The following is a 24,635-nucleotide window of genomic DNA, read 5'->3' as shown; positions in this document are numbered from 1 at the left end:
TGCCATGCACAGTACCGTCCGCCTGACCCTGATCACCCTGGCCCTGGGTTTGTCCGCGTGTACGGTGCGTGAGCCGTATGAGCAGCCGTCGCCGCCGGTGGAGACGGTGCCTTCGCACCCGGGGCCGGTGGTCAAGCCTTTGCCGGGCGGCCAGCCGTCGACGCAACCGAGCAAGCCGGCGGCGATCCCCAAACCCATGCCGCGCACCTCTGCCAGCTTCGCGCCGCCACCGGGCGGTGCCAGCCATTGGGACCCGAAACTGGGCGTGTACGTGCTGGAGAAAAAGCCCAACACCTTCTACCGCCAGCGTACCTACTACCGCTATGACGGCGGCTGGAGCTGGTCGCTGAGCCCGGATGGGCCGTGGCAGGAGACCGACAGCAGCGGTGTGCCGGGGGGGCTGGGGCGGGCCTTCGCGCAGTAATTCCAGGCAGCCTGTACCGGCCCTATCGCCGGCAAGCCGGCTCCCACATGTTTCAGTGGTTAACCTGTGGGAGCCGGCTTGCCGGCGATAGGGCCAGAACAGGCATACCCTTATACCCATACAGTACAGTTAACCCCTGATTTTGCGATTGACTGTGCTGGCCACTGACTCCGCATAATGCCCCCCTGATATTCAAGGAGGTGGCATGCGCAAGACAGTCCTGGTGCTGGTGGAAACCGTCGATGATTACCTGCCCCTGCTCGAGCAGGCCGGCTACCACCTGATTCGCGCCCCCTCCCCGCAACTGCGCGCCGAAGCGATCCAGCGCCATGCCGGCGACATCGATGCCGTGCTGACCCGCGGCCCGCTGGGCCTTACCGCTGCCGAGATCCAGGCCCTGCCGGCCCTGCAGATCATCTGCGTGATCGGCGCCGGTTACGAGCAGGTCGACCTGGCCGCTGCCGCCGCCCGCGGCATCACGGTCACCAATGGCGCGGGTGCCAACGCCGCCGCGGTTGCCGACCACACGCTGGCCATGCTGTTGGCGCTGCTGCGCGATATTCCCCGTGCCGATGCCAGCACCCGCCGTGGCGAATGGAACCGCGTCATCAGCCCCTCGGTCAGCGGCAAGCGCCTCGGTATTCTCGGCCTGGGTGCCGTCGGCCAGGCCATCGCCAAGCGCGCCAGCCTGGGCTTCGACATGCCCGTCAGCTACCACAGCCGCAGCCCGCGCCAGGGCGTGCCCTACACCTGGTACGACAGCCCGCTGAACCTGGCCGAGGCGGTGGACATCCTGGTGGTGGCCACACCCGGTGGCGCGCATACCCGCCACCTGGTCGATGCCCCGGTACTCGAAGCCCTGGGTGCCGAGGGCTACCTGGTGAACATCGCCCGCGCCAGCGTGGTGGACACCCAGGCGCTGGTCATCGCCCTGCAGCAGGGCCGGATCGCCGGTGCGGCGCTGGACGTGTTCGACGATGAACCGGCGGTGCCCGCAGCCCTCAAGGCCCTCGGCAATACCGTGCTCACCCCCCACGTGGCCGGGCAGTCGCCAGAGGCTGCGCGCGACACGGTCACCCTGGTGCTGCGCAATCTGCAGGCTTTCTTTGCCGGCGAGCCGGTGCTCACGCCGGTCCGCGCTTGACCTTCGCTTTCGATACCGCCCGGCAGCGCCCGGGCCTCAAGGAGTGTTTGCATGCAACTCGAGATCTTCCAGGTCGATGCCTTCACCGCCGAGCCGTTCGGTGGCAACCCTGCAGCGGTAATCCCTCTTGAAAACTGGCTGCCGGATGCCGTGCTGCAGCGCATCGCCGAAGAGAACAACCTCTCCGAAACTGCCTATATAGTTCGCAACGGCGAGACATTCGACCTGCGTTGGTTCACCCCGACGGTCGAAGTCGATTTGTGCGGCCACGCCACCCTGGCGTCGGCCTATGTGCTGTTCGAGCAACTGGGCGAGCAGGCTGCGGTGCTGCGTTTCAACACCCGCAGCGGTGAACTGCGGGTCAGCCGCGACGCCGACGGGCACCTGGCCATGGACTTCCCGGCCAAGCAGCCGGTGGCCGTGGCGATCCCCGATGGCCTGCTCGAAGCGCTGGGCTTGCGGGGCGCCGCCGCGGTCTATCGCTCCGACGATTACGTGGTGATGATCGACGATGCCAGCTTGCTCGACCCGCTCAAGCCCGACTTCGTCGCCCTGGCCGCCTTCGATGTGCGCGGCATCGCGGTCACGGCGCCGGGCCGTGGTTACGATTTCGTCACCCGCTGGTTTGGCCCGAACGTGGGGGTCAACGAAGACCCGGTCACAGGTTCGGCGCATACCTCGCTGGCGCCGCTGTGGGCCGAGCGCCTGGGCAAACAGGCGCTGACCTGCGAGCAGGGTGGTGCACGCAAGGGCCAACTGCAGTGCGAAGTGCCCGGCAATGGCCGGGTGATCATCAGCGGCCGCGCGGCCTTGTACCTGCGCGGCAACATCTACATCTGAGCCTGCGGCTTGGGCGGCGGGCCCTTGCCTGGGCCCGTCTATACTTGCCCACCCATCCCTTGCAAGGAGCCCCACCATGACCCTGGAACAACGCGGCAGCTGCCTGTGTGGCGAAACCCACCTGCGCGTCACGGTCGACAACACCCATATCAGCGCCTGCCATTGCAGCATGTGCCGCAAGTGGACCGGCGGCCCGATGCTGGTGGTGCATTGCAGCCAGCCGCCGCTGATCGAAGGGCGAGCGCCCAGCGTCTACGATTCGTCCGACTGGGCCCAGCGCGGTTTTTGCAGCCGGTGCGGCACGCACCTCTACTACCGGCTCAAGGCCAACGACTTCTATGCGGTGCCGGTGGGCCTGCTCGACAGCGACGAGGCCTGGGCGTTCGACCTGCAGATCTTCGTCGAGCAGAAACCGGCCTGGTACTGCTTTGCCAACCAGACCAAGGAGCTGACCGGGCAGCAGGCCTTCGAGCAGCTCGGTTGAGCTTTGCGGCTTGCCAAAGCCGGGCATTCCTGCGAAAAGGGCGGCCTTGAATTTCAGCGTTGGAGCATGCCTGTGAGCAGCGAACTGCAGATTACCGACCTCGTCGAAGGCGACGGCAAGGCCGCCGTCAAAGGCGCCTTGATCACCACCCAGTACACCGGCTGGCTGGCCGACGGCAGCGAGTTCGATTCGTCCTGGTCGCGGGGCAAGCCTTTTCAGTGCGTGATCGGCACGGGGCGCGTGATCAAGGGCTGGGACCAGGGCCTGATGGGCATGCGCGTCGGCGGCAAGCGCAAGCTGCAGGTGCCGGCGCACCTGGGGTATGGCGAGCGCAGCGTGGGCGCGATTCCACCGAACTCGGACCTGACGTTCGAGATCGAGTTGCTGGAGGTGTTGACGCGGGATGATTGAGTAGTCCGATTCCTACAGTTAGGTAGAAATGGACTACAGGTCACGTCGGTTAGCGTCTGATTGAGGCCGACGTCCCGCGTGGTTAACCTTCCAGCTGTTTCGAGTGAGGGAAACCCTATGTCGACAAGATCCTATTTCTCTTCCCGCGTGGTGCGTGAAGCAAACGCTTTGCTGGTCGCATCGGGCGCGCGGATGGAAGTGCCACTACCGCGCGAGCTGGCGGGCATCTTGACCAGCACCAAGAAAACCCGCTCGCAGTTGAAAGAGGCATTCGCGTCCGCCTATTGCCAACTTCGCAAGGGGTAGCAACCGGATGGCCGATGGTTGCTACAACCACATCTACTCGATACTTGTGGAAAATGAGCAGGACACGCTCGGCGTCATTGCCTATTCGTTGTACAAGAGGCAAAAAATCGAGTTCATCAAAGCATTCAAGGTCAAGCATGACCGGGAGCCAAGGGACGAAGATCTGGCGCCTTTTCATGATGTCAGCAACAGCCCGTCACAGCTTGAAAGCTATCGAAATCAAGCGAGCCAGTTGATTCAAGGCTTTCTCGATGCCTCGATCTCTGCTCAGGCAAGGGAGCTCGAACAGTACTATGCCGACAAGGCCAGCTGCGAGATCAGAAATGCCAAGCCAGGGTTCTGGTTGGGGGTGGCGCAGAGTCTGGTGGGGTCGGTGCTGTTTGTCTTCCTGCTGGGTTTTCTGGTGTTCTTCACATGGAGCCTTAATCAAGGTCCGAAGCAGGTGATCGAGCAGGTTTTCGACGTCAGCATAATCGACTCGCCTGCTGCCGAGCGCGCAGCGGATCTTCCATCATCGCCATGACTAATGACCCGTCAGCTTCATAATTTGGCAATACCCCTGTTCTAACGTAGGCCTTGCCTAGGGAACGGCATCCACCCTCATGGAGGAACCAAACGGGTCGAGGGCACTCTGAGCCCTACTCGTTGCCATGGACGGCATTCACTACAAGGATGCCCCAGGCTTGTCCGAGCCAGGGCGATGTGGCGGGTTTACCCGATACCTATTGCCACAAGAGCCCGTCTTCATGAAGTTGCCATCCTTTCTCCGACGTCGTCGCCAGCTGCTGCTGAGCCTGGCCCTGGTCGCCGTGGCCGTGCCCCTGGCACTGGAGGCGGTCGAAAGCCGGGCGCAGCCGGTCGACGGTACCCAGACCCTGGTGTTCCTGCGCCATGGCGAAAAACCCGAAGAAGGGCTGGGGCAGCTGAACTGCCAGGGCCTTAACCGCGCGCTGGACCTGGCCACGCTGTTGCCGGAGCGCTTTGGCAAAGCCGACTACGTGTTCGCCGCCAACCCCTCGCGGCACGTCGAGGAGGGCAGCAACGACCAGAGCTACAGCTACATCCGCCCGTTGATGACCATCACCCCCAGCGCCGTTCGCCTGGGCCTGCCGGTGAACATCGACTTCGGCGCCAACGATACCGAAGACCTCGCCGACGAACTGCTCAGCGAAAAATACCGCAACGCCACCGTCTATACGGCTTGGTCCCACGGCTACCTGCCGGAGCTGATCAACACCGTGGCCGGCAAGGCCCTGGGCGAGGAGCGGGTGATCACCGAGGACTGGAGCGGTGACGATTTCGACACCCTCTACGTGCTGACCCTGACCTGGCACGACGGCAAGGCCAGCCTGCTCAGCCGCAACGTGCGCCAGGGCCTCAATAACGGCCCCCATAGCTGCCCGACCTGATCGGCTGTTACTGTCTGGGCGAGCAAGCCGGGACAGGGATGCAGCATGACGCAACGGATAACGGTAATTGGCGCTGGAGTCATCGGCCTGGCCACAGCTTATGCGCTGGTGCGCGAGGGCCATTCGGTCGACCTGATCGATGCGCGCGACAGCGTGGCGTCGGCCACCAGCTTTGCCAATGGCGGGCAGCTGTCGTACCGCTATGTGGCGCCCTTGGCGGATGCGGGGGTGCCTTGGCAGGCGCTGGGCTGGCTGCTGCAGGGCGACTCGCCGCTGCGGCTGCGGCTGCGCCTGGACCCGGCGCAGTGGCGATGGCTGCTGGCCTTCATGCTGGCATGCCGCAAAAGCGTCAATCGCCGTAACGGCGCCCGATTGCTGGAGCTGGCACTGCACAGCCAGGCCGTGCTGGCGCGCTGGCGCGAGGAGGACGGCCTGGCGGACTTCGCCTGGCGGCGCAACGGCAAGCTGGTTGCGTTTCGCAGCGAGCGCGCCTTTGCCCATGGGCGTGAGCAAGTGCTCGACCCGGCCTGCCAGCACGTGCTCACGGCTGGCGAACTCAAGGCATTGGAGCCGGCGCTGGCCCAGGCGCCTTTCATCGGTGGCGTGTTCACCGCCAATGAAGAAGTCGCCGACTGCCATCGCTTCTGCGAGCGCCTGGCCGAGCGCCTGCGTGCGTCCGGGCAGTGCCGGCTGCTGCTCGGCAAGCCGGTCACGCGGCTGCTCAGCCACCATGAACAGGTGGTGGCGCTGCAGGTGGGGCAGGAGCAGCTCGAGGTGCAGCGCCTGGTGCTGTGCGCCGGGCACCTCAGTGCCGGGCTGGCGTTGCCGGGCTTGAAGGTGCCGGTCTACCCGCTCAAGGGTTACAGCCTGACTGCGCCGATCGGCCCTGGGCACCTCGCGCCGCAGGTCAGCGTTACCGACTATGAGCGCAAGGTCGTCTATGCGCGGCTTGACCAGCAGCTGCGGGTGGCGGCGATGGTCGACATCGTCGGCTTCGATGACGCGGTGGATGTGCGCAGGTTGCAGAGCATGCGCCGCTTGGCGGGGCAGACGCTGCCCGCAGCGGCAGATTACGGGCAGGCGGTGGAGTGGGCTGGGATGCGGCCGGCGACGCCGACCGGGGTGCCGCTGATTGGGGCGACGGCCTATCGCAACCTCTGGCTGAACCTGGGGCATGGGGCCTTGGGGTTCACCCTGGCCTGTGGCAGTGGGGAGCGGTTGGCCAGGATGATGGGCTGAGGTTCCCGGCCCTATCGCCGGCAAGCCGGCTCCCACAGGTCAGGGGCTAGCCTCAACCCCTGTGGGAGCCGGCTTGCCGGCGATAGGGCCAGATGAGACCTCAGCGCCCGAAGCGCATCGGCCAGCCCACCACCTTCTTCACCCGCGGCGTGGCGTAGGTGCGCACCTTGGAAGTGCTCAAGCCCATGCGCACCAGCGCCTCGGCGATGGTCACCGCCGCGCTCACGCCATCCACCACCGGCACCCCGGTGCGCTGGCGGATCTGCTCATCCAGCCCGGCCATGCCGCCGCAGCCCAGGCAGATCACCTCCGCCTTGTCCTCGCGCACGGCCCGCTCGGCCTGCTCGACGATGGCTTGCACGGCCCGCGGCGGGTCGGCTTCGAGCTCCAGCACGGCCAGCCCGCTGGCCCGCACCGAGGCGCAGCGCTCGTACAGGCCGGACAGTTTCAGGCGGTCCTCGATCAACGGCACGGTGCGGTCCAGGGTGGTCACCACCGAATAGGCGTGGCCCAGGTACATGGCCGTGCTGGCGGCGGCATCGGTGATGTCCACCACCGGCACGTTCAACAGCTCCTGCAGGCCCTCCCGGCCATGCTCGCCGTAGCCGGCCTGGATCACGGCATCGTAGGGGCCCTCGTAGGCCAGCACCCGGTCCATTACGGCGATGGCCGCCAGGTAGCTTTCGAAATTGCCTTCCACCGACTCGGCACCGAACCATGGGGTCAGGCCGACGATTTCGGTGCCCGGTGAAGCCACGCTGCGGGCCTGCTCGGCAATGGCCTCGGTGATGGCTTCGGTGGTGTTGACGTTGGCGATCAGAATGCGCATGGGCAGTCCTCCCTGGTCAGTGGCTGCTGTGGTCGACGGCGATGCATTCGCCGCTGACGTCGTGGTAGTGGCGGTTGCGCGGGGCGATCAGCAGGTACAGCGCGGCGGCGATGCCGGCACCGATCAGCCAGGAAAACGGCGCAATGGCATGGAAGTTGGGCACCAGGGCCAGGACGATGGCCAGCAGCGCGGCGGGCAGGAAGGCGGCCACGGCGCGCAGGTTGATGCCCTTGCTGTAGTGGTAGGCGCCGGCCGGGTGTTCGCTGTACAGCTCCGGCACGTTGATGCAGCCTTTTCGCAGCAGCCAGTAGTCGGCCATGATCACCCCGTACAGCGGGCCGAGCAGGGCACCCAGGCCGGACAGGAAGTACACGATCACCAGCGGGCTGTTGTACAGGTTCCACGGCAGGATCAGCACGGCCAGGGTGGCGCTGATCAGCCCGGCACGGCGGAAGTTGAGGTGGCGTGGCGCCAGGTTGCTGAGCACGAAGGCCGGGGCGACGAAGTTGGCCATGATGTTCACCGCCACGGTGACGATCAGGAAGGCCATGCAGCCCAGGACCAGGAACGCAGTGTTGGGAATGCTGGCGACGATCTGCGTCGGGCTGTCGATGATCTGGCCGTTGATCTGGAACTGCGCACCGCACAGCACCACGGTGATCATGGCGAACACCAGGATGTTCACCGGCAGGCCCCAGAAGTTGCCGACGCGGATGGTCTTGCGGCACGGCGAGGAGCGGGCGAAGTCGCAGAAGTTGAGCACCAGGGTGCCGTAGATCGCCAGCCACAGGGCGCCGCCGGCAAAGATGTTGCGCCACATCTCGTAGCCGCTCAGCGGCTCGGCCACCGACCAGGCGATGCGCGCATCGGCCTTGAAGTACATGAACAGCGCAAGGCTGGCCACGGTCAGCAGGATCACAGGGCCGGCGAAGGCCTCGTAGCGGCGCACCATCTCCATGCCGTAGGCGAGGATCACCAGCTGCACCAGCCAGATCGCCACGAAGCACACCCAGCCCAGGCTCGACAGGCCCAGCAGGCTGTTGTGGTCGTAGCTGGCCAGTTGCGGCCACACGGCCGTGAGCAGCACGCGCAGCACCACCGAGGCCAGGTAGGTCTGGATGCCGAACCAGGCGATGGCGATCACCGCGCGGATCAGCGCCGGGATCTGCGCGCCGTGGATGCCGAAGGCGATGCGGCTGATCACCGGGAAGGGCACGCCAGTCTTCTGGCCCATGTAGCCGGAGAGGTTCATGAAGAAGTACACCAGCGCCGCACCGATCGCCAGCGACAGGAGGATTTGCCAGCCGCCCAGGCCCAGGGCGAACAAGCCCATGGCGAAGGAGTAGTTGGCGATGTTGTGCACATCGTTGGTCCACAGCGCGAAGATGCTGTAGCGCCCCCAGCGCCGGCCTTCCATGCGGGTCGGGGCGAGGTCGCGGTTGTGCAGGCGCGGGCTCAGTTCAAGTAACGGAAGTTCGCCGGCAAGGGTGGAAGAAGCGTGGGTGCTGGCGACGGATAGTTCAGGGGCAAGGTCGAGGCTGGTACTCATTCCGGCGGGCTCCTGATGCACGTGGACTGCGATGAGCGGGCATGCGCACGGGCTCGCCATCTCGTCGGTGCAGCGTTGGCATCACTGGGTTCTGGACGCGGCGGCTGGTGATTGGGCCAGCGTCGCGGGTTCTTGTGTATTTATGTTTTGTCGAACTTGTATACAAAACACGAACACACAAAAGCGAGTTCCATGCCAGGCGAGAAAGAGGCTTTTAGTGGCCATCATTTCGAATCTATCTGACTGATAGATAAGTGAATGAAATAGCGAAACTATAAGTTGACCAAATGAACAGGTTTAAATTTTTAGTGGGTGTGTTAGTTGATCGAATGGTCAAATTTTATTAAACGGAATGTGTAACGCTTTGGGGCGTTACTTGGGGAAGTGCACACAAAAATGGCACTTAAGGTGACATTCTTGTGTACAAAAAATAGTCAGCTTTTCTTGCGCAGGCCTGTCGCCGGCAGCCAGCCTCACTCCATCGGCGGCAAGCGCCGTTTCACCGGCGACTTCTTGATGATCGCGGTATTGGTTTCGGCCAGCACATTGATCCGGTCCAGCAGCGTGTCGAGCTGCTCCATCGAGCGCACGTGCAGCCGGGCAATGAAGCAGTCCTCGCCGGTCACCTTGTCGCACTCGGTGAACTGGGGGATGGCGATGATCTGCCGTTCCACCTCCTGCAGCTGCCCGGGCAGCGGGCGGATACGCACGATGGCCTGCAGCTGGTAGCCAAAGCTGCGCGGGTCGACATCGACCGTGTAGCCACGCAGCACGCCGCGCTCTTCCAGGCGCCGCAGCCGCTCGCTGACGCTGGGTGCGGACAGCCCGCTGATCTGCGCCAACGCCTTGAGCGAGCGGCGGGAGTCTTCCATCAGGGCATTGATCAGCAGTTGGTCGATGGCATCGGTCATGGGCGCCTCGTCAGGTGATAGTGCGAATTTCCCTTGATAGTAAAGGTGAACCGGCAAAACTGCCTTGGTTATCCGCTGGAAGGCCGGTGACGGGCCTCTGCATACTAGGCCCATCGTCAATGGGAGACATGCGATGGACAGTTCATTGCGCCGCGGTTCGTTGGAAATGGTCGCCGCCATGCTGATTTCCGGCACCATCGGCTGGTTCGTGCTGGTGTCCGGCCAGCCGGTGCTGGAGGTGGTGTTCTGGCGCTGCGTGTTCGGCGCTGGCACCTTGCTGGTGATCTGCGCGGCACTGGGCTTTCTCAAGCCGGGCGTGATCAGCGGCACCGCCGTGTTGCTGGCGATTGCCAGCGGCGTGGCCATCGTCGGCAACTGGGTGTTGCTGTTCGCCTCCTACTCGCGGGCGTCCATCGCCATCGGCACGGCGGTGTACAACGTGCAGCCGTTCATGCTGGTGGGGCTGGCGGCGCTGTTTCTTGGCGAGAAGATCACCCTGGCCAAGGTCACCTGGCTGAGCGTGGCCTTTCTCGGCATGCTGGCGATCGTCAGCGCCCATGGCGCCGGGCAGGCGAGTGGCGAGGAGTACCTGCTGGGCATCGCCCTGGCCTTGGGCGCGGCGTTTTTGTATGCCATTGCGGCCTTGGTCATCAAACGCCTCAAAGGCACGCCCCCGCACCTGATCGCGCTGATCCAGGTGAGCACCGGCGCGCTGCTGCTGGCGCCCTGGGTCACGCTCGGCGGGCTGCCTGGCGAGCCCTCGGCACTGGCCAGCCTGGTGACCCTGGGCATGGTCCACACGGGGCTGATGTACGTGTTGCTGTACAGCGCCATCCAGCGCCTGCCCACGGCGTTGACCGGCGCCTTGTCGTTCATCTACCCGATCGCGGCGATCCTGGTCGACTGGGTGGCGTTCGGGCACCGCCTGGCGCCGTTGCAGTGGTTGGGCGTGGGCTTGATCCTGCTGGCGGCGGCGGGCATGCAGCAGGGTTGGTGGTTGCGTTCGGCGCAGGTGCCGGCCAAAGGGTAGAATGCCCCCTTTCACTTGCTTGCGACCTGCCATGACTTCGCCGATCCAGACCCTCGAACAGCACCTGCTCACTGCCCTCGACCCCGCCCCGCAAGAAACCCGCCGCCTGTTCCATGGCCGCGGACGCTGCTGGCCGGGGCTGGAGCAGATCACCGTCGACTGGCTGCAGGGCGTGCTTTCGCTGGCGCTGTTCCGTGAACCGCCAGAGGGCCAGCTGGCAGCGCTCGAGGCCATGCTCGCGCACATTGCCGAGCACCCGCACTGGGCTGGCCAGGCCATGCTGATCCAGCACCGCTACTTGCCCGACAGCCCGGGGCAGTGGGTGTGGGGCGAGCCGTGCCAGCAGCGTGAGGTCATCGAGGATGGCCTGCGTTACCTGCTGGACCTGGGCGTGCGGCAGAACACTGGCCTGTTCCTCGACATGCGCTACGGGCGCCGCTGGGTACGCGAGCAGGCGCCAGGCAAGCGCGTGCTCAACCTGTTCGCCTATACCTGCGGTTTTTCCGTGGCGGCGATTGCCGGTGGCGCCGAGCAGGTGGTCAACCTCGACATGGCCAAGGCTGCGCTGTCGCGAGGCCGCGACAACCACCGGCTCAATGGCCACGATGCGTCGCGGGTGGCGTATCTGGGGCATGAGCTGTTCAAGTCGTGGGGCAAGGTGCGCAAGTACGGGCCCTATGACTTGATCATCATCGATCCGCCGACCTTCCAGAAGGGCAGCTTCGTGCTCACCCAGGATTACGCGAAGATCCTGCGGCGCCTGCCGGAGTTGCTGAGCGCGGGGGGGACCGTGCTGGCGTGTGTGAACGACCCGGGGATCGGGCCGGAGTTTCTGATCGAGGGCATGGCCGAGCAGGCGCCTTCGCTGGCTTTTGTAGAGCGGCTGGAGAACCCGCCGGAGTTTCCCGATGCGGACCCGGCGGGGGGGTTGAAGGCCTTGGTATTCAGGCAGGCATAGGTTGCCTGTGGCGGCCCTATCGCCGGCAAGCCGGCTCCCACAGGGGGGGCTGCGGTGGCCTGTGGGAGCCGGCTTGCCGGCGATAGGGCCGGAACTGACACCATCAAGCTGAGACGCTTCGCACCGGCATCGGGTACACCTGGGCAAAACTCACATGCTCGGTCTGGTCCACGCGCTTCTTCAGCCGCTCGTTGAACGCCCGGCTCACCGCATACTGCCCGCCGGAAATGGTGCGGAACTGCGCCGTGAGCACGAACCCGTTCAAGTCCATGCGGTCGACCCCGAACACCTGCAGCGGCCCCTGCAGGTTGATACGCAGCAGCGGGTCGTCGCTGATCGACTGCCCCACCTCGTGGATCAGCGCCAGCGACTCGTCCACGTCACTGTCATAGGTGAACTGCACCGAGAAGAACGCATAGGCGAACTGCCGTGACTGGTTGGTGACCGCCTTGATCTGGCCGAACGGCACCGAATGCACGAAGCCCTTGCCATCGCGCAGGCGCAGGGTGCGGATGGTCAGGCTCTCGACGGTGCCGGCGTGGCCGGAGTCGAGCACCACCCAGTCGCCGATCGAGATGGTGTCCTCGATCAGGATGAACAGCCCGGTGATCACGTCCTGCACCAGCTGCTGCGAGCCAAAGCCGATGGCCAGGCCGATCACCCCGGCACCGGCCAGCAGCGGCGCAACGTTGATGCCCAGGTTGGCCATGGTGGTGATGGTGCAGATCACCACCAGCACCACCTTGATGGCGTTGCGCAGCATCGGCAGGATGGTCCGCACCCGGGTACTGGGCTGGCGTGCCGCGCGGCGGCCGGCGGGCGGCTTCAGGGCTTCCTGGATGGCGGTGTCGAGTACCACCCAGAGCAGCCAGGTCACCAGCAGGATCAGGCCGATGCTCGACAGCGAGTTGCTGATCGCCTGGCCCAGGCTGTTGCTCAGGGCGAAGTCGATCACCGAAAAGCCCCAGATGCGCCCCAGCAGTTCGATGAAGGCCACCGCCATGGCAATGCGCAGCAGCGCATGGGCCAGGCTGCGCAGCAGCTCCTTGTACGGCCGCACTCGTTGCGCGGCATCGGCATCGCCGGGGGCCAGCAGGTGTTGCAGCAGGGTGCTGAGAAACACCGTGCTGACCAGCAGCACCGTGGTCAGCAGTGCGTTCTGCAGGGCCTTGTGGCTTTCTGCGCCGGCGCCTACCAGGTGGATGGCCGACACCAGGATCATCAGCAAGATCGGCAGATACCACAGCAGCGAAAAGATCCGCAGGGTTTCCTGCACGGCGCGGTGTTGCTGGCGGTCCTTGAAGGCGCGGTTGCGGATCAGCTGCGCGACCGGGCGGCGCAGGCGGATCACCAGGCTTGCGAAGATGAAGGTGGCGATCAGGCCGGTGGCCACGGCGATGCTGGCGGTGATGTTGCCGCCCAGCTGGCGAGCGATCTGCGGGCTGGTCAGCGCATCGCTCCAGGCGGCGAGAAAGCCGATCAGGAACAGCGGGCGCGGTGCCAGGCGCTTGATCACGGCCACCGCGGCGCGCTTGTGGCCGGCATCGAACAAGGTGACCAGGCACAGGATGATCGAGGTAGAGAACAGGCCGCTGCTGGTGGCATAGGCCAGGCTCAGGCCCAGGGCGCGGGCTACCGAAGGGTCGAGGAAGCGGCTGGCATACAAGGTCAGCGGCAGGCTGGCCAGGGCCGGCAGGGTGTAGGGCAGCAGGTAGCCGAGCAGGCTGCTGGCACGCTTGCGGGCGCGCAGCCACGGGGTGCCCGCCGCACGCCTGGCGACCCAGCGGCCAAGTGTGGTCAGCAGGGCAAAACAGGCGGCCCAGGCCAGGGTCAGGAGCATGAAGTCGCCGGCCAGCTGCAGTGAATCGCCAGCCGAATGGCGGTCCACCAGGCGTTCCATTTCCTTGGCGGCGCGGTCGGTGCGCAGGCGCCAGGCATCGACCAGGTGGGCGTCGAGGTCGAGCTCCTGGGCGGCGCTGTCCAGGCCGTCGGCCAGGGCGCCGAGCAGGCCGCCTTGCAGGACCGCTTCCGGTTCGGCGGGTTGTTCTTCGGCGGGGGCGGGGTCTGCGGCGAGCAGGTGGGTGCTCAGCAAGCAGCCGAGCAGCAGGGTAGCGAGGTAGCGCAGCACTGGAGTACTCCTTGGGCCGGGGTGAGCGGGGCAGGGTTACTCAAGGAACTGAGGGCTGAATGGAAGGAAAAGTTCGATGGATATGTGGTGTGTGCCGGCCTCTTCGCGGGCGGCCCGGCGAAGTGCCCATTGCTGATTGTCGGAATAGATCGGGTTAAACACTGGGAAAACATTTGATATGGAGCCTATATGTATGGGTGTGAGACCGCATAGGCCGAATAACGGAGGTGTCCCGAAGTACCTATCAATTATGCCAGTTGTTGACGCGCGGATTTCGTGGGAGAACAGGCGAAATGCAGGTCACATGAGGCAGATATGAAAACTGTAATCGAAGACTCGAGCCTGAAGGGGCCTTCAGGGCGAAGGGCAGGGCAAATGGTTCAACGCTTTTATCAAGGAAATCACCTTGCGGTCGAGTTGCAAGGAGAGGGGATATGTCGACTGACGTGGGCGCGCGATGTACCTGTGTTGCAGCGAGATAACAGCCATGCACACCTGCTTCAGGCGGACTTGGCGGGAACAGTGCTCGGGCTCCAACGCATGACGTTGCAGGAAATGGCATATTCGCCCTATGGGCATCGCTTGGCGAGTCAGGCTAAGTCATTGCTAGGTTTCAATGGGCAGCGGATTGACCCTTTAGCTCAAGGCTATCATTTGGGTAATGGGCATAGGGTGTACAGCCCGGCACGCATGCGTTTCAACAGTTCCGATGCGTTAAGTCCTTTTGGTAAAGGTGGTATCAATGCGTATGGCTACTGTGGCGGCGATCCAGTAAATAAAGTTGACCCTACGGGTCAGATGCTGAAGTCTCTGAAAAAAATATTCATTCGCAAAAATAATCCCTCTACTGAACCAACGGTGAATACCAATCCCGCACAGGGTGTTGAACGAATGCCACCTGCTGACGTATCCCAGTCGAGTGTCTCGACCAATAGGGCGCGCGACAATAATTACACTGAAGTAGGGCCTGGAGTTTCAGGGCGAGAGGGGCGTTATGTGTCGACTCCTGCGGCGGCTCCGACCGTTCGCAGTCGTCAGGAATTTATAGCTAAAGGACTCTCTCCAGGGGTTGCTGAATACTATAAGAAGTCCGGGCTTAGTCTGCATGAGTCTACGGCTAACTATGGATATTTGCCTGATGATTTCGTAATAAGAAATTTTGATGAATTACGCCGTAAAGGCCAAGGTACATTTATTATCAGGGAGCACGAGGGTCGGGATTATAAATTTAGCTTGTCCAGAAATGGTTTAAGAATCAGGTCAGGCACTGACAGCTGATAACACCCTACGCTTCAAGAGCGCGAGCCCTGCGGACGATACGATATTCGTCTTCTTAAACGACTTGCTAGCCCGCTCCCACAGGATTAGCGCAGACCGGAAGGGTGCGCGATACCTTTGGGAGCGGGCTTGTTCCGCGAAGAGGCCGGACGTGCCTGCATCAATTACTGATTGGTGTAAATCTGGTCGAACACGCCACCGTCATTGAAGTGGGTCTTCTGCACGGTACGCCAGTCGCCGAAGGTCTTCTCCACCGAGAGGAAGTCCACTTTCGGGAAGCGGTCGGTGTACTTGGCCAGCACTGTCGCATCGCGCGGACGCAGGTAGTTCTGCGCGGCAATTTCCTGGGCCGCCGGCGACCACAGGTACTTCAGGTATTCCTCGGCCACGGCCTGGGTGCCTTTCTTGGCCACCACCTTGTCGACCACGCTCACCGGCGGCTCGGCTTCGGCCGACACGCTTGGGTAGACCACTTCGAACTGGTCGCGGCCAAACTCGCGGGCGATCATTTCGGCTTCGTTCTCGAAGGTCACCAGCACATCGCCGATCTGGTTGGTCATGAAGGTGGTGGTGGCGGCGCGGCCACCGGTGTCGAGCACCGGCGCCTGCTTGAACAGCTTGCCGACGAACTCGCGGGCCTTGGTCTCGTCGCCGCCCTGCTTGAGCACGTAACCCCAGGCCGACAGGTAGGTGTAGCGGCCATTACCGGAAGTCTTGGGATTGGGCACGATCACCTGCACGCCGTCCTTGAGCAGGTCCGGCCAGTCTTTCAGGGCCTTGGGGTTGCCCTTGCGCACGATGAACACGGTAGCCGAGGTGAACGGCGCGCTGTTGTTCGGCAGGCGCGTCACCCAGTTGTCCGGCACCAGCTTGCCATTGTCGGCCAGGGCATTGATGTCGGTGGCCATGTTCATGGTGATGACATCGGCCGGCAGGCCATCGATCACCGCCCGCGCCTGCTTGCTCGAACCGCCGAAGGACATCTGCACATTGACCTTCTCGTTGTGCTCGGCTTCCCAGTGTTTCTGGAACGCTGGGTTGTAGTCCTTGTAGAAATCGCGCATCACGTCGTAGGACACGTTGAGCAGCGTCGGGGCGGCCTGGGCGATGTTGCCCAAGGCCAGGCCGGCAGCCAGCAGCGAGGCGGTGAAGAGCTTTTTCACGAAGCATTCCTTGTTCTGGTTCAAAGGTTTGGCAAATTGGCAGCGACTATAGCGTTTCGGTCCCGGGCGATTAAAGACCAAATGGATCTTTGCTTATTCGGTTTTCGGGAACAGCGAATTGCCACAGCGCGAGCAGAATGCCGCGCCGTGTTCGTGGGTCTTCTTGCGGCACGTCGGGCAGTCATGTTGCAGCTGTTCCCCGCGCATGGCGTTGGCCAGTTCTGCGGTGAAGATGCCAGTGGGCACGGCGATGATCGAGTAACCGGTGATCATCACCAGCGATGACAGCACCTGCCCCAGTGGCGTCTTCGGCACGATGTCGCCGAAGCCCACGGTGGTCAGGGTGACGATGGCCCAGTAGATGCCCTTGGGAATGCTGGTGAAGCCATGCTCCGGCCCTTCGATCACGTACATCAAGGTGCCGAACACGGTGACCAGGGTCGAGACGCTGACCAGGAACACGATGATCTTCTGCTTGCTGCCGCGCAGCGCCTCCATCAGGTAGTGCGCCTGCTTGAGGTAGGGGCCGAGCTTGAGCACACGGAAGATCCGCAGCATGCGGATCACCCGGATCATCAGCAGGTACTGGGCATCGCTGTAGTACAGCGCGATGATCCCCGGCACGATCGCCAGCAGGTCGACCAGGCCGTAGAAGCTGAAGGCGTAGCGCAAGGGTTTGGGCGAGCAGTACAGGCGGGCCAGGTACTCGACCAGGAAGATCGCGGTAAAGCCCCATTCGATACCGGCCAGCAGGCCGGCATAACTGCGGTGCACCTCGTCGATGCTGTCGAGGATCACCGTGACCAGGCTGGCGAGGATGATCAACAAAAGGATCTTGTCGAAGCGTCTTCCAGCCACGGTGTCGGTCTGGAAGACGATGACGTAGAGCCGCTCGCGCAGGCTCGCAGGGTTGTTCATGGGCTCGTTCCATTGGGCAATGGGCTGAGCCTAGGGGCTGGCTTTCAGCTGTGCAAGCGGCGGGCGTTGCCGCGCTGGTTGAGCTGCGCCAGGTGGTTGCCCAGGTGCATCAGCCAGCAGGCGACGACGAAGGGCGCGGTCAGCCCGGCCACGGGCAGCAGCTTGAACAGCGGTTGCAGCAACAACGCCAGGGCGATGGCCAGCAGCGTCACCCAGGGGCGTTCGCCCTGGCGGCTGAAGGCCAGCGCGGCCAGCGCGGCATTGAACCCGTACAACCCCAGCCAGGCGCCCTGGGCCTGGTCGGCCAGCAGCGCCACGCCGCCGCCTATGGCCGAGCCGATCACGGCCCACAGGGCCGCGTAAGGGTTGGCAATGAACATGCCGGCGATGATCAGCAACCCGGCCAATGGCTGGTCGAGCAGGAAGATCTGCCCCACACCGCGCGCCAGGGCGTGCAGCGGGTCGGCTTCGACCAGGCCGCTGGGCGCGGGCGTGGCCAGCAGCAGCGTGCACCAGCCGAGCAGGACGAAGGGCGCGGTATAGGCGATCAGCAGCTTGCCGCCGCGCTTGCGCCACTGGTGGGTGATGATGCTGGAAAGACCACCGGCGGCGATGATCAGTGGCGGCATGATCGCCGACCAGGGCAGCACGGCGCTGATCAGGATGCCGATCAGCACGCCGTTGTAGCAGTACAGCCCGGCCTGGCGGTCGGCGCGGTCGTAGCCGCGGCGCTGGGCCGTGAGCAGGCCGGCGAGGGCGCCGAGCAGGGCGCCGCCGACCAGGTTGGGGGCGGTCAGCAGGATGGCCAGCAGGCACAGCAGGCCGCACAGGGGGCTGCGCAGCAGCAGCACCTGGCTGAAGCCGTTGAGCAAGGCCGTGGCCCAGTCGGGGCACGGGTTGACGAAATTTTTGGTGTACATGGGCAGTCGGCAAGGTTGATGGACGAGCGGTGGGCCTCTTTGGGCCTCGGTTTTCCGCAATCGGTGTTGGGGGAGGGCTTTGCCCTCCTTTCGCGACACAAGGCCGCTCCTACAGAGGATCGCGGTCGCCTGTAGGAGCGGCCTTGTGTCGCGAAAGGGGCGCAAAGCGCCCCCGGGATTTCAGACCAAGGTCTCGATCCGCAGCGTATTAGTCGAACCCGGCTTGCCAAAAGGCACACCGGCAGTAATCAGCAGCGTGTCACCCCGGCTGGCCATACCCTGTGCCTGAGCAATCTCCAGCGCCGTGGAAACCACCTCGTCGACCTGGCGCAAACGGTCATTGACCACCGAGTGCACACCCCAAGCCACACTCAGGCGCCGCGCGGTGTTCAGGTTCGGCGTCAGGTTGAGGATCGGCGCCCGCGGCCGCTCGCGCGCAGCGCGCAGGGTCGAAGCCCCCGACTCGCTGTAGTTGACCAGTACCGCCACCGGCAGGATGCCGCTGATGCGGCGGATCGCGCAGCTGATGGCGTCCGACACGGTGGCCTCGGCCTTCGGCCGGCCGACGTCGAGCTGGGCCTGGTAGTCCGGGCCGTTTTCCACCTGGCGGATGATCTTGCTCATCATCTGCACGGCTTCCAGCGGGTAGTCACCCGAAGCGGTCTCGGCCGACAGCATCACCGCGTCCGCACCCTCGGCCACGGCGTTGGCCACGTCGGTGACTTCGGCGCGGGTCGGCGCTGGCGAGAAGCGCATCGATTCGAGCATCTGCGTGGCCACCACCACCGGCTTGCCCAGCTGGCGGCAGGTGCCGATGATGCCTTTCTGGATCTGCGGCACGCTTTCGGCCGGCACTTCCACGCCCAAGTCGCCACGGGCGACCATGATCGCGTCGGCCAGCTCGGCGATGGCCTGCAACTGCTCGACGGCAGAGGGCTTCTCGATCTTGGCCATGAGGTAGGCACGGTCGCCAATCAGCTGGCGCGCCTCGACGATGTCTTCAGGGCGCTGCACGAACGACAGGGCCACCCAGTCCACCCCAAGCTCCAGGCCGAAGGCCAGGTCGCGGCGGTCTTTCTCGGTGAGCGGGGAGAGGTCGAGCACCGCCTGCGGCACGTTCACGCCCTTGCGGTCGGACAGCTCGCCACCGGCCAGCACTTCGGTGTCGATGGCATCGGCGTGCTTGGCGGTAACCCGCAGGCGCAGCTTGCCGTCGTCCAGCAGCAGGTCCATGCCAGGCTCAAGCGCTTCGATGATCTCCGGGTGCGGCAGGTTGACCCGGCGGCTGTCGCCTGGGGTCTTGTCCAGGTCCAGGCGCAGGGCCTGGCCGCGTTGCAGCTGCACCTTGCCTTCGGCGAAGCGGCCGACGCGCAGTTTTGGCCCCTGCAGGTCCATGAGGATGCCCAGCGGGTAGTTCAGCTGCTGCTCGACTTCACGGATCCACTGGTAGCGCAGGGCGTGGTCGGCGTGCTCGCCGTGGCTGAAGTTGAGGCGGAAGATGTTCACCCCGGCTTCGACCAGCTGGCGGATGTCGTCGATGCCGTTGATCGCAGGGCCGAGGGTGGCGAGGATTTTGACTTTCTTATCAGGCGTCATGATTGTGCAGTCTCGAGGATCAGGATGGCGCGGAAGTCGTTGACGTTGGTGCGGGTCGGCTCGGTGACGATCAGGGCGTCGAGCGCGGCGAAGTAGCCGTAGCCGTTGTTGTTGTCGAGCTCGTCGCTGGCCGACAGGCCCAGCGCTTCGGCGCGGGCGTAGCTGGCTGGGGTCATGAAGGCGCCGGCGTTTTCTTCCGAGCCGTCGATGCCGTCGGTGTCACCGGCCAGGGCATACACGCCCGGCAGGCCCTTGAGGCTTTCGGTGAGGCTGAGCAGGAACTCGGCATTGCGCCCGCCACGGCCATTGCCGCGCACGGTCACGGTGGTTTCGCCACCGGAGAGGATCACGCACGGGGCCTTGAGCGGCTGGCCGTGCAGCACGATCTGCCGGGCGATGCCGGCATGCACCTTGGCCACTTCGCGCGACTCGCCTTCCAGGTCGCCGAGGATCAGCGGGCTGAAGCCGGCCTGGCGCGCCTTGACGGCTGCGGCCTCGAGCGATTGCTGGGGCTTGGCGATCAGCTGGAAATGGCTGCGGGCCAGGGCCGGGTCGTCGGCCTTGACGGTTTCCGAGGCGGGGTTGTTGAGCCAGTCGATGACGGCCTTGGGCGCTTCGATGTTGTAGCGCTTGAGGATCGCCAGGGCGTCGGCCGAGGTGCTCGGGTCGGCCACGGTGGGGCCGGAGGCAATGACCGTGGCCAGGTCGCCAGGCACATCGGAAATCGCGTAGGTGTAGACGGTGGCCGGCCAGCAGGCCTTGGCCAGGCGCCCACCCTTGATCGCCGAGAGGTGCTTGCGCACGCAGTTCATCTCGCCGATGGTGGCGCCGGACTTGAGCAGGGCCTTGTTGATCTGCTGCTTGTCGGCCAGGGTCAGGCCTTCGGCCGGCAGGGCCAGCAGGGCCGAGCCGCCACCGGACAGCAGGAAGATCACGCGGTCGTTTTCATCGAGGTTGCTGACCAGCTCCAGCACGCGCTTGGCCACGGCCAGGCCAGCGGCGTCGGGGACCGGGTGGGCGGCTTCGACCACCTCGATCTTCTGGCAGTTGGCGCCGTGGCCGTAGCGGGTCACGACCAGCCCGGAGACTTCGCCCTGCCAGCTCTTTTCGACCACTTCGGCCATGGCGGCGGCAGCCTTGCCGGCGCCGATGACGATGACCCGGCCGCTACGGTCGGCGGGCAGGTAGGGTTCCAGGACTTGGCGCGGGTGGGCGGCGGCGATGGCTGTGTCGAACAGCTCGCGTAGAAGTTTTTGCGGATCGACCGACATGGCAGGCTCCCAGAATTCTTGTTGTTCTCAGAATCGAAAACGCCCCTGGAACTGCCTCCGTGCAGGCCGAACCAGGGGCGGGTGTTGCTCGGTGTCACCGATGAACCTGTGGTCGCAGGCTCATCGGTGTTGGCTGCATCGCGGATGAATCCGCTCCTACATAGGATTGCCGTGTAGGAGCGGATTTATCCGCGATGGGCCAGAGAAGGTGTCACTTGTCGTCGCGGATCGAGAAGTTGGCCATGTGCTCCAGGCCTTTGATCAGCGCCGAGTGGTCCCAGTTGCCGCCGCCCAGGGCCTGGCAGGTGTTGAACACTTGCTGGGCGTTGGAGGTGTTGGGCAGGTTGATGCCCAGTTCCTTGGCGCCCTGCAGGGCCAGGTTCAGGTCCTTCTGGTGCAGGTTGATGCGGAAGCCTGGGTCGAAGGTGCCCTTGATCATGCGCTCGGCGTGCACTTCGAGGATCTTCGAGGAAGCGAAGCCGCCCATCAGTGCTTCACGCACCTTGGCTGGGTCGGCGCCGTTCTTGGCGGCGAACAGCAGGGCTTCGGCAACCGCCTGGATGTTCAGCGCGACGATGATCTGGTTGGCCACCTTGGCGGTCTGGCCGTCGCCATTGCCACCCACGCGGGTGATGTTCTTGCCCATGGCTTCGAACAGCGGCAGGGCGCGCTCGAAGGCTTTCGGGCAGCCACCGACCATGATGCTCAGGGTCGCAGCCTTGGCACCGACTTCGCCGCCGGACACCGGGGCGTCCAGGTAGGCGGCGCCAGTGGCCTTGATCTTCTCGGCGAAGGCCTTGGTGGCGGTCGGCGAGATCGAGCTCATGTCGATCACGACCTTGTTCGGGCCAACGCCTTCGGCGACGCCGTTTTCACCGAACAGGACGCTCTCGACCTGCGGGGTGTCCGGGACCATGACGATGATGAATTCGGCTTCCTGGGCAACCTCTTTTGGGTTGGCCAGGGCTACGGCGCCGGCGGCGACCAGGTCGGCCGGGGCAGCATCGTGGTGGGTCGAAAGGAAGATGCTGTGACCTGCTTTTTGCAGGTTCTGGGCCATGGGCTTGCCCATGATGCCGGTGCCGAGGAATCCGATTTTAGCCATGAGAAATTACCTCTTTTATATTTGTTCGCGGTCCCGATGGGAGCGGTGATTCAGATCGCGTTATGGGTCTTGAGCCAGCCCAGGCCTGCTTCGGTGGTGGTCAGCGGCTTGTACTCGGCGCCCACCCAGCCCTGGTAGCCGATGCGGTCCAGGTGCTCGAACAGGAAGCGGTAGTTGATCTCGCCGGTGCCTGGCTCGTTGCGGCCTGGGTTGTCGGCCAGCTGGATGTGGTTGATCAGCGGCAGGTTGGCTTGCAGGGTGCGAGCCAGGTCACCTTCCATGATCTGCATGTGGTAGATGTCGTACTGCAGGAACAGGTTGTCGCTGCCCACTTCGGCCTGGATTTCCAGGGCCTGCTGGGTGGTGTTCAGGTAGAAGCCCGGGATGTCGCGGGTGTTGATCATCTCCATGACCAGGCGAATGCCTGCGGCCTTGAGCTTGTCGGCGGCATAGCGCAGGTTTTCGACGAAGGTCTTGCGCACGGTGGCGCAGTCCGGGCCTTGCGGGCGGATGCCGGCCAGGGCGTTGACCTGGGTGTTGCCCAGCACCTTGGCGTACTCGATGGCCTTGTCCACGCCAGCGCGGAATTCTTCGATGCGGTCGGGGTGGCAGGTAATGCCGCGCTCACCTTTGGACCAGTCGCCAGCCGGCAGGTTGAACAGCACCTGGGTCAGGCCGTGGGCATCGAGCTGCTGTTTGATTTCGGCGGCGCTGAAATCATACGGGAAGAGGTATTCGACACCGCTGAAACCGGCATCGGCGGCAGCCTTGAAGCGGGCCAGGAAGTCCTGTTCGGTGAACAGCATGGACAGGTTGGCAGCGAAGCGAGGCATGGGTTGTCTCCTAGCGATGAAGGCCCCCGGGCAAGCCCGGGGGCGTCAGGCGATCAGTCGAGCATCGAGATGGCGGTTGGCGCGTCGTTGCCGACCAGGGCGAGGTCTTCGAATTCGTTGACCGCGTTGATCTCGGTGCCCATGGAAATGTTGGTCACACGCTCGAGAATCACTTCGACCACCACCGGCACGCGGAACTCTTCGGCCATCTTCTGCGCCTTGAGCAGGGCAGGGGCGATGTCGTTCGGCTCGAACACGCGGATGGCCTTGCAGCCCAGGCCTTCGACCACGGCGACGTGGTCGACACCGTAGGTGGCGGCGTCGGTGGCGTTGATGTTCTCGAACGCCAGTTGTACACAGTAATCCATGTCGAAGCCACGCTGCGCCTGGCGAATCAGGCCCAGGTAGGCGTTGTTCACCAGCACGTGGACATACGGCAGGTTGAACTGCGCGCCCACTGCCAGTTCTTCGATCATGAACTGGAAGTCGTAGTCACCGGACAGCGCGACGACCTTGCGTTTCGGGTCGGCCTTGACCACGCCCAGCGCGGCAGGGATGGTCCAGCCCAGCGGGCCGGCCTGGCCGCAGTTGATCCAGTGGCGAGGCTTGTACACGTGCAGGAACTGCGCACCGGCGATCTGCGACAGGCCGATGGTGCTGACGTAGCAGGTGTCCTTGCCGAACACCTGGTTCATCTCTTCGTACACGCGCTGCGGCTTGACCGGCACGTTGTCGAAGTGGGTCTTGCGCTGCAAGGTGGCCTTGCGCTGCTGGCAGTCTTCCAGCCAGGCCTTGCGGCACTTGAGCTTGCCAGCGGCTTTCCACTCGCGGGCCACTTCCAGGAACACGTCCAGCGCCTTGCCGGCGTCGGAAACGATGCCCAGGTCCGGGGTGAACACACGGCCGATCTGGGTCGGTTCGATGTCCACGTGCACGAACTTGCGGCCTTCGGTGTAGACATCGACGGAACCGGTGTGGCGGTTGGCCCAGCGGTTGCCGATACCGAACACCAGGTCGGATTTGAGCAGGGTGGCGTTGCCGTAGCGGTGCGAAGTCTGCAGGCCGACCATGCCGACCATCTGCGCGTGGTCGTCGGGGATGGTGCCCCAGCCCATCAGGGTCGGGATCACGGGCACGCCGGTCAGTTCGGCGAACTCGACCAGCTTGTCGCTGGCGTCGGCGTTGATGATGCCGCCACCGGCTACCAGCAGTGGGCGCTCGGCGTCATTGAGCAGGGCCAGGGCTTTTTCGGCCTGCACGCGGGTGGCCGACGGCTTGTTGACCGGCAGCGGCTCGTAGGCGTCGATGTCGAATTCGATTTCAGCCATCTGCACGTCGAACGGCAGGTCGATCAGCACAGGGCCTGGGCGGCCGGTGCGCATTTCGTAGAAGGCCTTCTGGAAGGCGTAAGGCACTTGGCCCGGCTCCAGGACGGTGGTGGCCCACTTGGTGACCGGCTTGACGATGCTGGTGATATCGACGGCCTGGAAGTCTTCCTTGTGCAGGCGGGCACGCGGAGCCTGGCCGGTGATGCAGAGAATTGGGATGGAGTCGGCCGACGCACTGTACAGGCCGGTGACCATGTCGGTGCCGGCTGGGCCGGAGGTACCGATGCACACGCCGATGTTGCCTGGGTTGGCGCGGGTGTAACCCTCGGCCATGTGCGAGGCGCCTTCGACGTGACGAGCGAGGACGTGATCGATGCCACCCACTTTCTTCAGGGCCGAGTACAACGGGTTGATGGCAGCCCCCGGGATGCCGAACGCGGTATCTACACCTTCACGGCGCATGACCAGAACGGCTGCATCGATTGCTCTCATTTTGCTCATGGTTTGTGCCTCATCGATTTTGTAATTGTATACAACTTGCTTTGTGCCAGAGTGTATTCA

Annotated in this window: 24 protein-coding genes; 12 read left to right on the top strand and 12 right to left on the bottom strand. The window is 64.2% G+C overall.

Annotated elements, in window-relative coordinates:
• Positions 1-4 precede the first annotated feature (4 nt).
• The 9 genes from L6D75_RS07250 to L6D75_RS07210 all read left to right on the top strand — a co-directional run bounded on the left by L6D75_RS07250 (position 5) and on the right by L6D75_RS07210 (position 6,257).
• A complete protein-coding gene (locus L6D75_RS07250; RefSeq protein ID WP_176517193.1) occupies positions 5-424 on the top strand; it encodes a hypothetical protein in 420 nt (139 codons plus the stop codon).
• 205 nt (positions 425-629) lie between these two features.
• Entirely contained in the window at positions 630-1,568 is a 939-nt protein-coding gene (locus L6D75_RS07245) for a 2-hydroxyacid dehydrogenase (RefSeq protein ID WP_176517192.1), read from the top strand.
• A 51-nt stretch (positions 1,569-1,619) separates the two neighbouring features.
• The gene (locus tag L6D75_RS07240; protein WP_176517191.1) at positions 1,620-2,408 is read left to right on the top strand and encodes a PhzF family phenazine biosynthesis protein; all 789 of its coding nucleotides are present in this window, start codon (positions 1,620-1,622) and stop codon (positions 2,406-2,408) included.
• A gap of 76 nt (positions 2,409-2,484) precedes the next feature.
• Entirely contained in the window at positions 2,485-2,892 is a 408-nt protein-coding gene (locus L6D75_RS07235) for a GFA family protein (RefSeq protein WP_176517190.1), read from the top strand.
• A gap of 72 nt (positions 2,893-2,964) precedes the next feature.
• Positions 2,965-3,303 carry an FKBP-type peptidyl-prolyl cis-trans isomerase gene (locus tag L6D75_RS07230; protein ID WP_012315472.1) on the top strand — a complete coding sequence of 113 codons (339 nt, stop codon included), beginning with the start codon at positions 2,965-2,967 and terminating at the stop codon, positions 3,301-3,303.
• Positions 3,304-3,420: 117 nt separating this feature from the next.
• Entirely contained in the window at positions 3,421-3,609 is a 189-nt protein-coding gene (locus L6D75_RS07225; protein WP_176517189.1) for a hypothetical protein, read from the top strand.
• Positions 3,610-3,616: 7 nt separating this feature from the next.
• Entirely contained in the window at positions 3,617-4,132 is a 516-nt protein-coding gene (locus tag L6D75_RS07220) for a hypothetical protein (RefSeq protein WP_176517188.1), read from the top strand.
• 223 nt (positions 4,133-4,355) lie between these two features.
• A complete protein-coding gene (locus tag L6D75_RS07215; RefSeq protein ID WP_176517186.1) occupies positions 4,356-5,018 on the top strand; it encodes a histidine phosphatase family protein in 663 nt (220 codons plus the stop codon).
• 45 nt (positions 5,019-5,063) lie between these two features.
• Positions 5,064-6,257, top strand: coding sequence for a D-amino acid dehydrogenase (locus tag L6D75_RS07210; RefSeq protein ID WP_176517184.1), 1,194 nt, complete (start codon positions 5,064-5,066; stop codon positions 6,255-6,257).
• 100 nt (positions 6,258-6,357) lie between these two features.
• On the opposite strand, the gene L6D75_RS07205 is transcribed toward L6D75_RS07210, so the two are convergent.
• From L6D75_RS07205 to L6D75_RS07195, 3 genes are all read right to left on the bottom strand, one after another.
• Positions 6,358-7,086, bottom strand: a complete 729-nt coding sequence (locus tag L6D75_RS07205) for an aspartate/glutamate racemase family protein (RefSeq protein WP_176517182.1) — start codon at positions 7,084-7,086, stop codon at positions 6,358-6,360.
• A 16-nt stretch (positions 7,087-7,102) separates the two neighbouring features.
• Positions 7,103-8,635, bottom strand: a complete 1,533-nt coding sequence (locus L6D75_RS07200; protein ID WP_176517180.1) for an NCS1 family nucleobase:cation symporter-1 — start codon at positions 8,633-8,635, stop codon at positions 7,103-7,105.
• A 473-nt stretch (positions 8,636-9,108) separates the two neighbouring features.
• Complete coding sequence (locus L6D75_RS07195) at positions 9,109-9,546, bottom strand: Lrp/AsnC family transcriptional regulator (protein ID WP_176517178.1); 438 nt, start codon at positions 9,544-9,546, stop codon at positions 9,109-9,111.
• 133 nt (positions 9,547-9,679) lie between these two features.
• Between L6D75_RS07195 and L6D75_RS07190 the strand changes: the two genes are divergently transcribed.
• Together L6D75_RS07190 and L6D75_RS07185 are read left to right on the top strand one after the other, a co-directional pair.
• Positions 9,680-10,576 (top strand): DMT family transporter, encoded by an 897-nt coding sequence (locus L6D75_RS07190; protein ID WP_176517176.1) that lies wholly within the window; start codon positions 9,680-9,682, stop codon positions 10,574-10,576.
• A gap of 1 nt (position 10,577) precedes the next feature.
• A complete protein-coding gene (locus L6D75_RS07185; protein WP_176517174.1) occupies positions 10,578-11,534 on the top strand; it encodes a class I SAM-dependent methyltransferase in 957 nt (318 codons plus the stop codon).
• A 103-nt stretch (positions 11,535-11,637) separates the two neighbouring features.
• On the opposite strand, the gene L6D75_RS07180 is transcribed toward L6D75_RS07185, so the two are convergent.
• The gene (locus L6D75_RS07180; protein ID WP_176517172.1) at positions 11,638-13,662 is read right to left on the bottom strand and encodes a mechanosensitive ion channel family protein; all 2,025 of its coding nucleotides are present in this window, start codon (positions 13,660-13,662) and stop codon (positions 11,638-11,640) included.
• A gap of 315 nt (positions 13,663-13,977) precedes the next feature.
• Here L6D75_RS07180 and L6D75_RS07175 point away from each other — a divergent pair, with 315 nt between their 5' ends.
• The gene (locus tag L6D75_RS07175; protein ID WP_176517170.1) at positions 13,978-14,940 is read left to right on the top strand and encodes an RHS repeat-associated core domain-containing protein; all 963 of its coding nucleotides are present in this window, start codon (positions 13,978-13,980) and stop codon (positions 14,938-14,940) included.
• A 164-nt stretch (positions 14,941-15,104) separates the two neighbouring features.
• Here L6D75_RS07175 and L6D75_RS07170 read toward each other — a convergent pair whose 3' ends face one another.
• The 8 genes from L6D75_RS07170 to gcl all read right to left on the bottom strand — a co-directional run bounded on the left by L6D75_RS07170 (position 15,105) and on the right by gcl (position 24,575).
• Positions 15,105-16,103, bottom strand: a complete 999-nt coding sequence (locus L6D75_RS07170; protein ID WP_176517168.1) for a sulfate ABC transporter substrate-binding protein — start codon at positions 16,101-16,103, stop codon at positions 15,105-15,107.
• Between the two features lie 93 nt (positions 16,104-16,196).
• On the bottom strand, positions 16,197-17,021 hold the full coding sequence (locus L6D75_RS07165; protein ID WP_176517167.1) for an ion transporter: 825 nt from the start codon (positions 17,019-17,021) through the stop codon (positions 16,197-16,199).
• A gap of 44 nt (positions 17,022-17,065) precedes the next feature.
• Positions 17,066-17,941, bottom strand: a complete 876-nt coding sequence (locus tag L6D75_RS07160) for an urea transporter (protein ID WP_176517166.1) — start codon at positions 17,939-17,941, stop codon at positions 17,066-17,068.
• 180 nt (positions 17,942-18,121) lie between these two features.
• A complete protein-coding gene (gene pyk, locus L6D75_RS07155; RefSeq protein WP_176517165.1) occupies positions 18,122-19,537 on the bottom strand; it encodes a pyruvate kinase in 1,416 nt (471 codons plus the stop codon).
• The gene (locus tag L6D75_RS07150) at positions 19,534-20,808 is read right to left on the bottom strand and encodes a glycerate kinase type-2 family protein (RefSeq protein WP_176517164.1); all 1,275 of its coding nucleotides are present in this window, start codon (positions 20,806-20,808) and stop codon (positions 19,534-19,536) included. Before L6D75_RS07150 ends, pyk begins: the two co-directional genes overlap by 4 nt.
• 211 nt (positions 20,809-21,019) lie before the next feature.
• On the bottom strand, positions 21,020-21,913 hold the full coding sequence (locus L6D75_RS07145) for a 2-hydroxy-3-oxopropionate reductase (RefSeq protein ID WP_176517163.1): 894 nt from the start codon (positions 21,911-21,913) through the stop codon (positions 21,020-21,022).
• A 50-nt stretch (positions 21,914-21,963) separates the two neighbouring features.
• The gene (hyi, locus tag L6D75_RS07140; RefSeq protein WP_176517162.1) at positions 21,964-22,746 is read right to left on the bottom strand and encodes a hydroxypyruvate isomerase; all 783 of its coding nucleotides are present in this window, start codon (positions 22,744-22,746) and stop codon (positions 21,964-21,966) included.
• Between the two features lie 53 nt (positions 22,747-22,799).
• The gene (gene gcl, locus L6D75_RS07135; RefSeq protein ID WP_176517160.1) at positions 22,800-24,575 is read right to left on the bottom strand and encodes a glyoxylate carboligase; all 1,776 of its coding nucleotides are present in this window, start codon (positions 24,573-24,575) and stop codon (positions 22,800-22,802) included.
• Between the last annotated feature and the right edge of the window lie 60 nt (positions 24,576-24,635).

The organism is Pseudomonas faucium (genome assembly GCF_021602585.1).
Lineage (GTDB): Bacteria > Pseudomonadota > Gammaproteobacteria > Pseudomonadales > Pseudomonadaceae > Aquipseudomonas > Aquipseudomonas faucium.
This window is presented reverse-complemented; position numbering and strand designations above follow the sequence as displayed.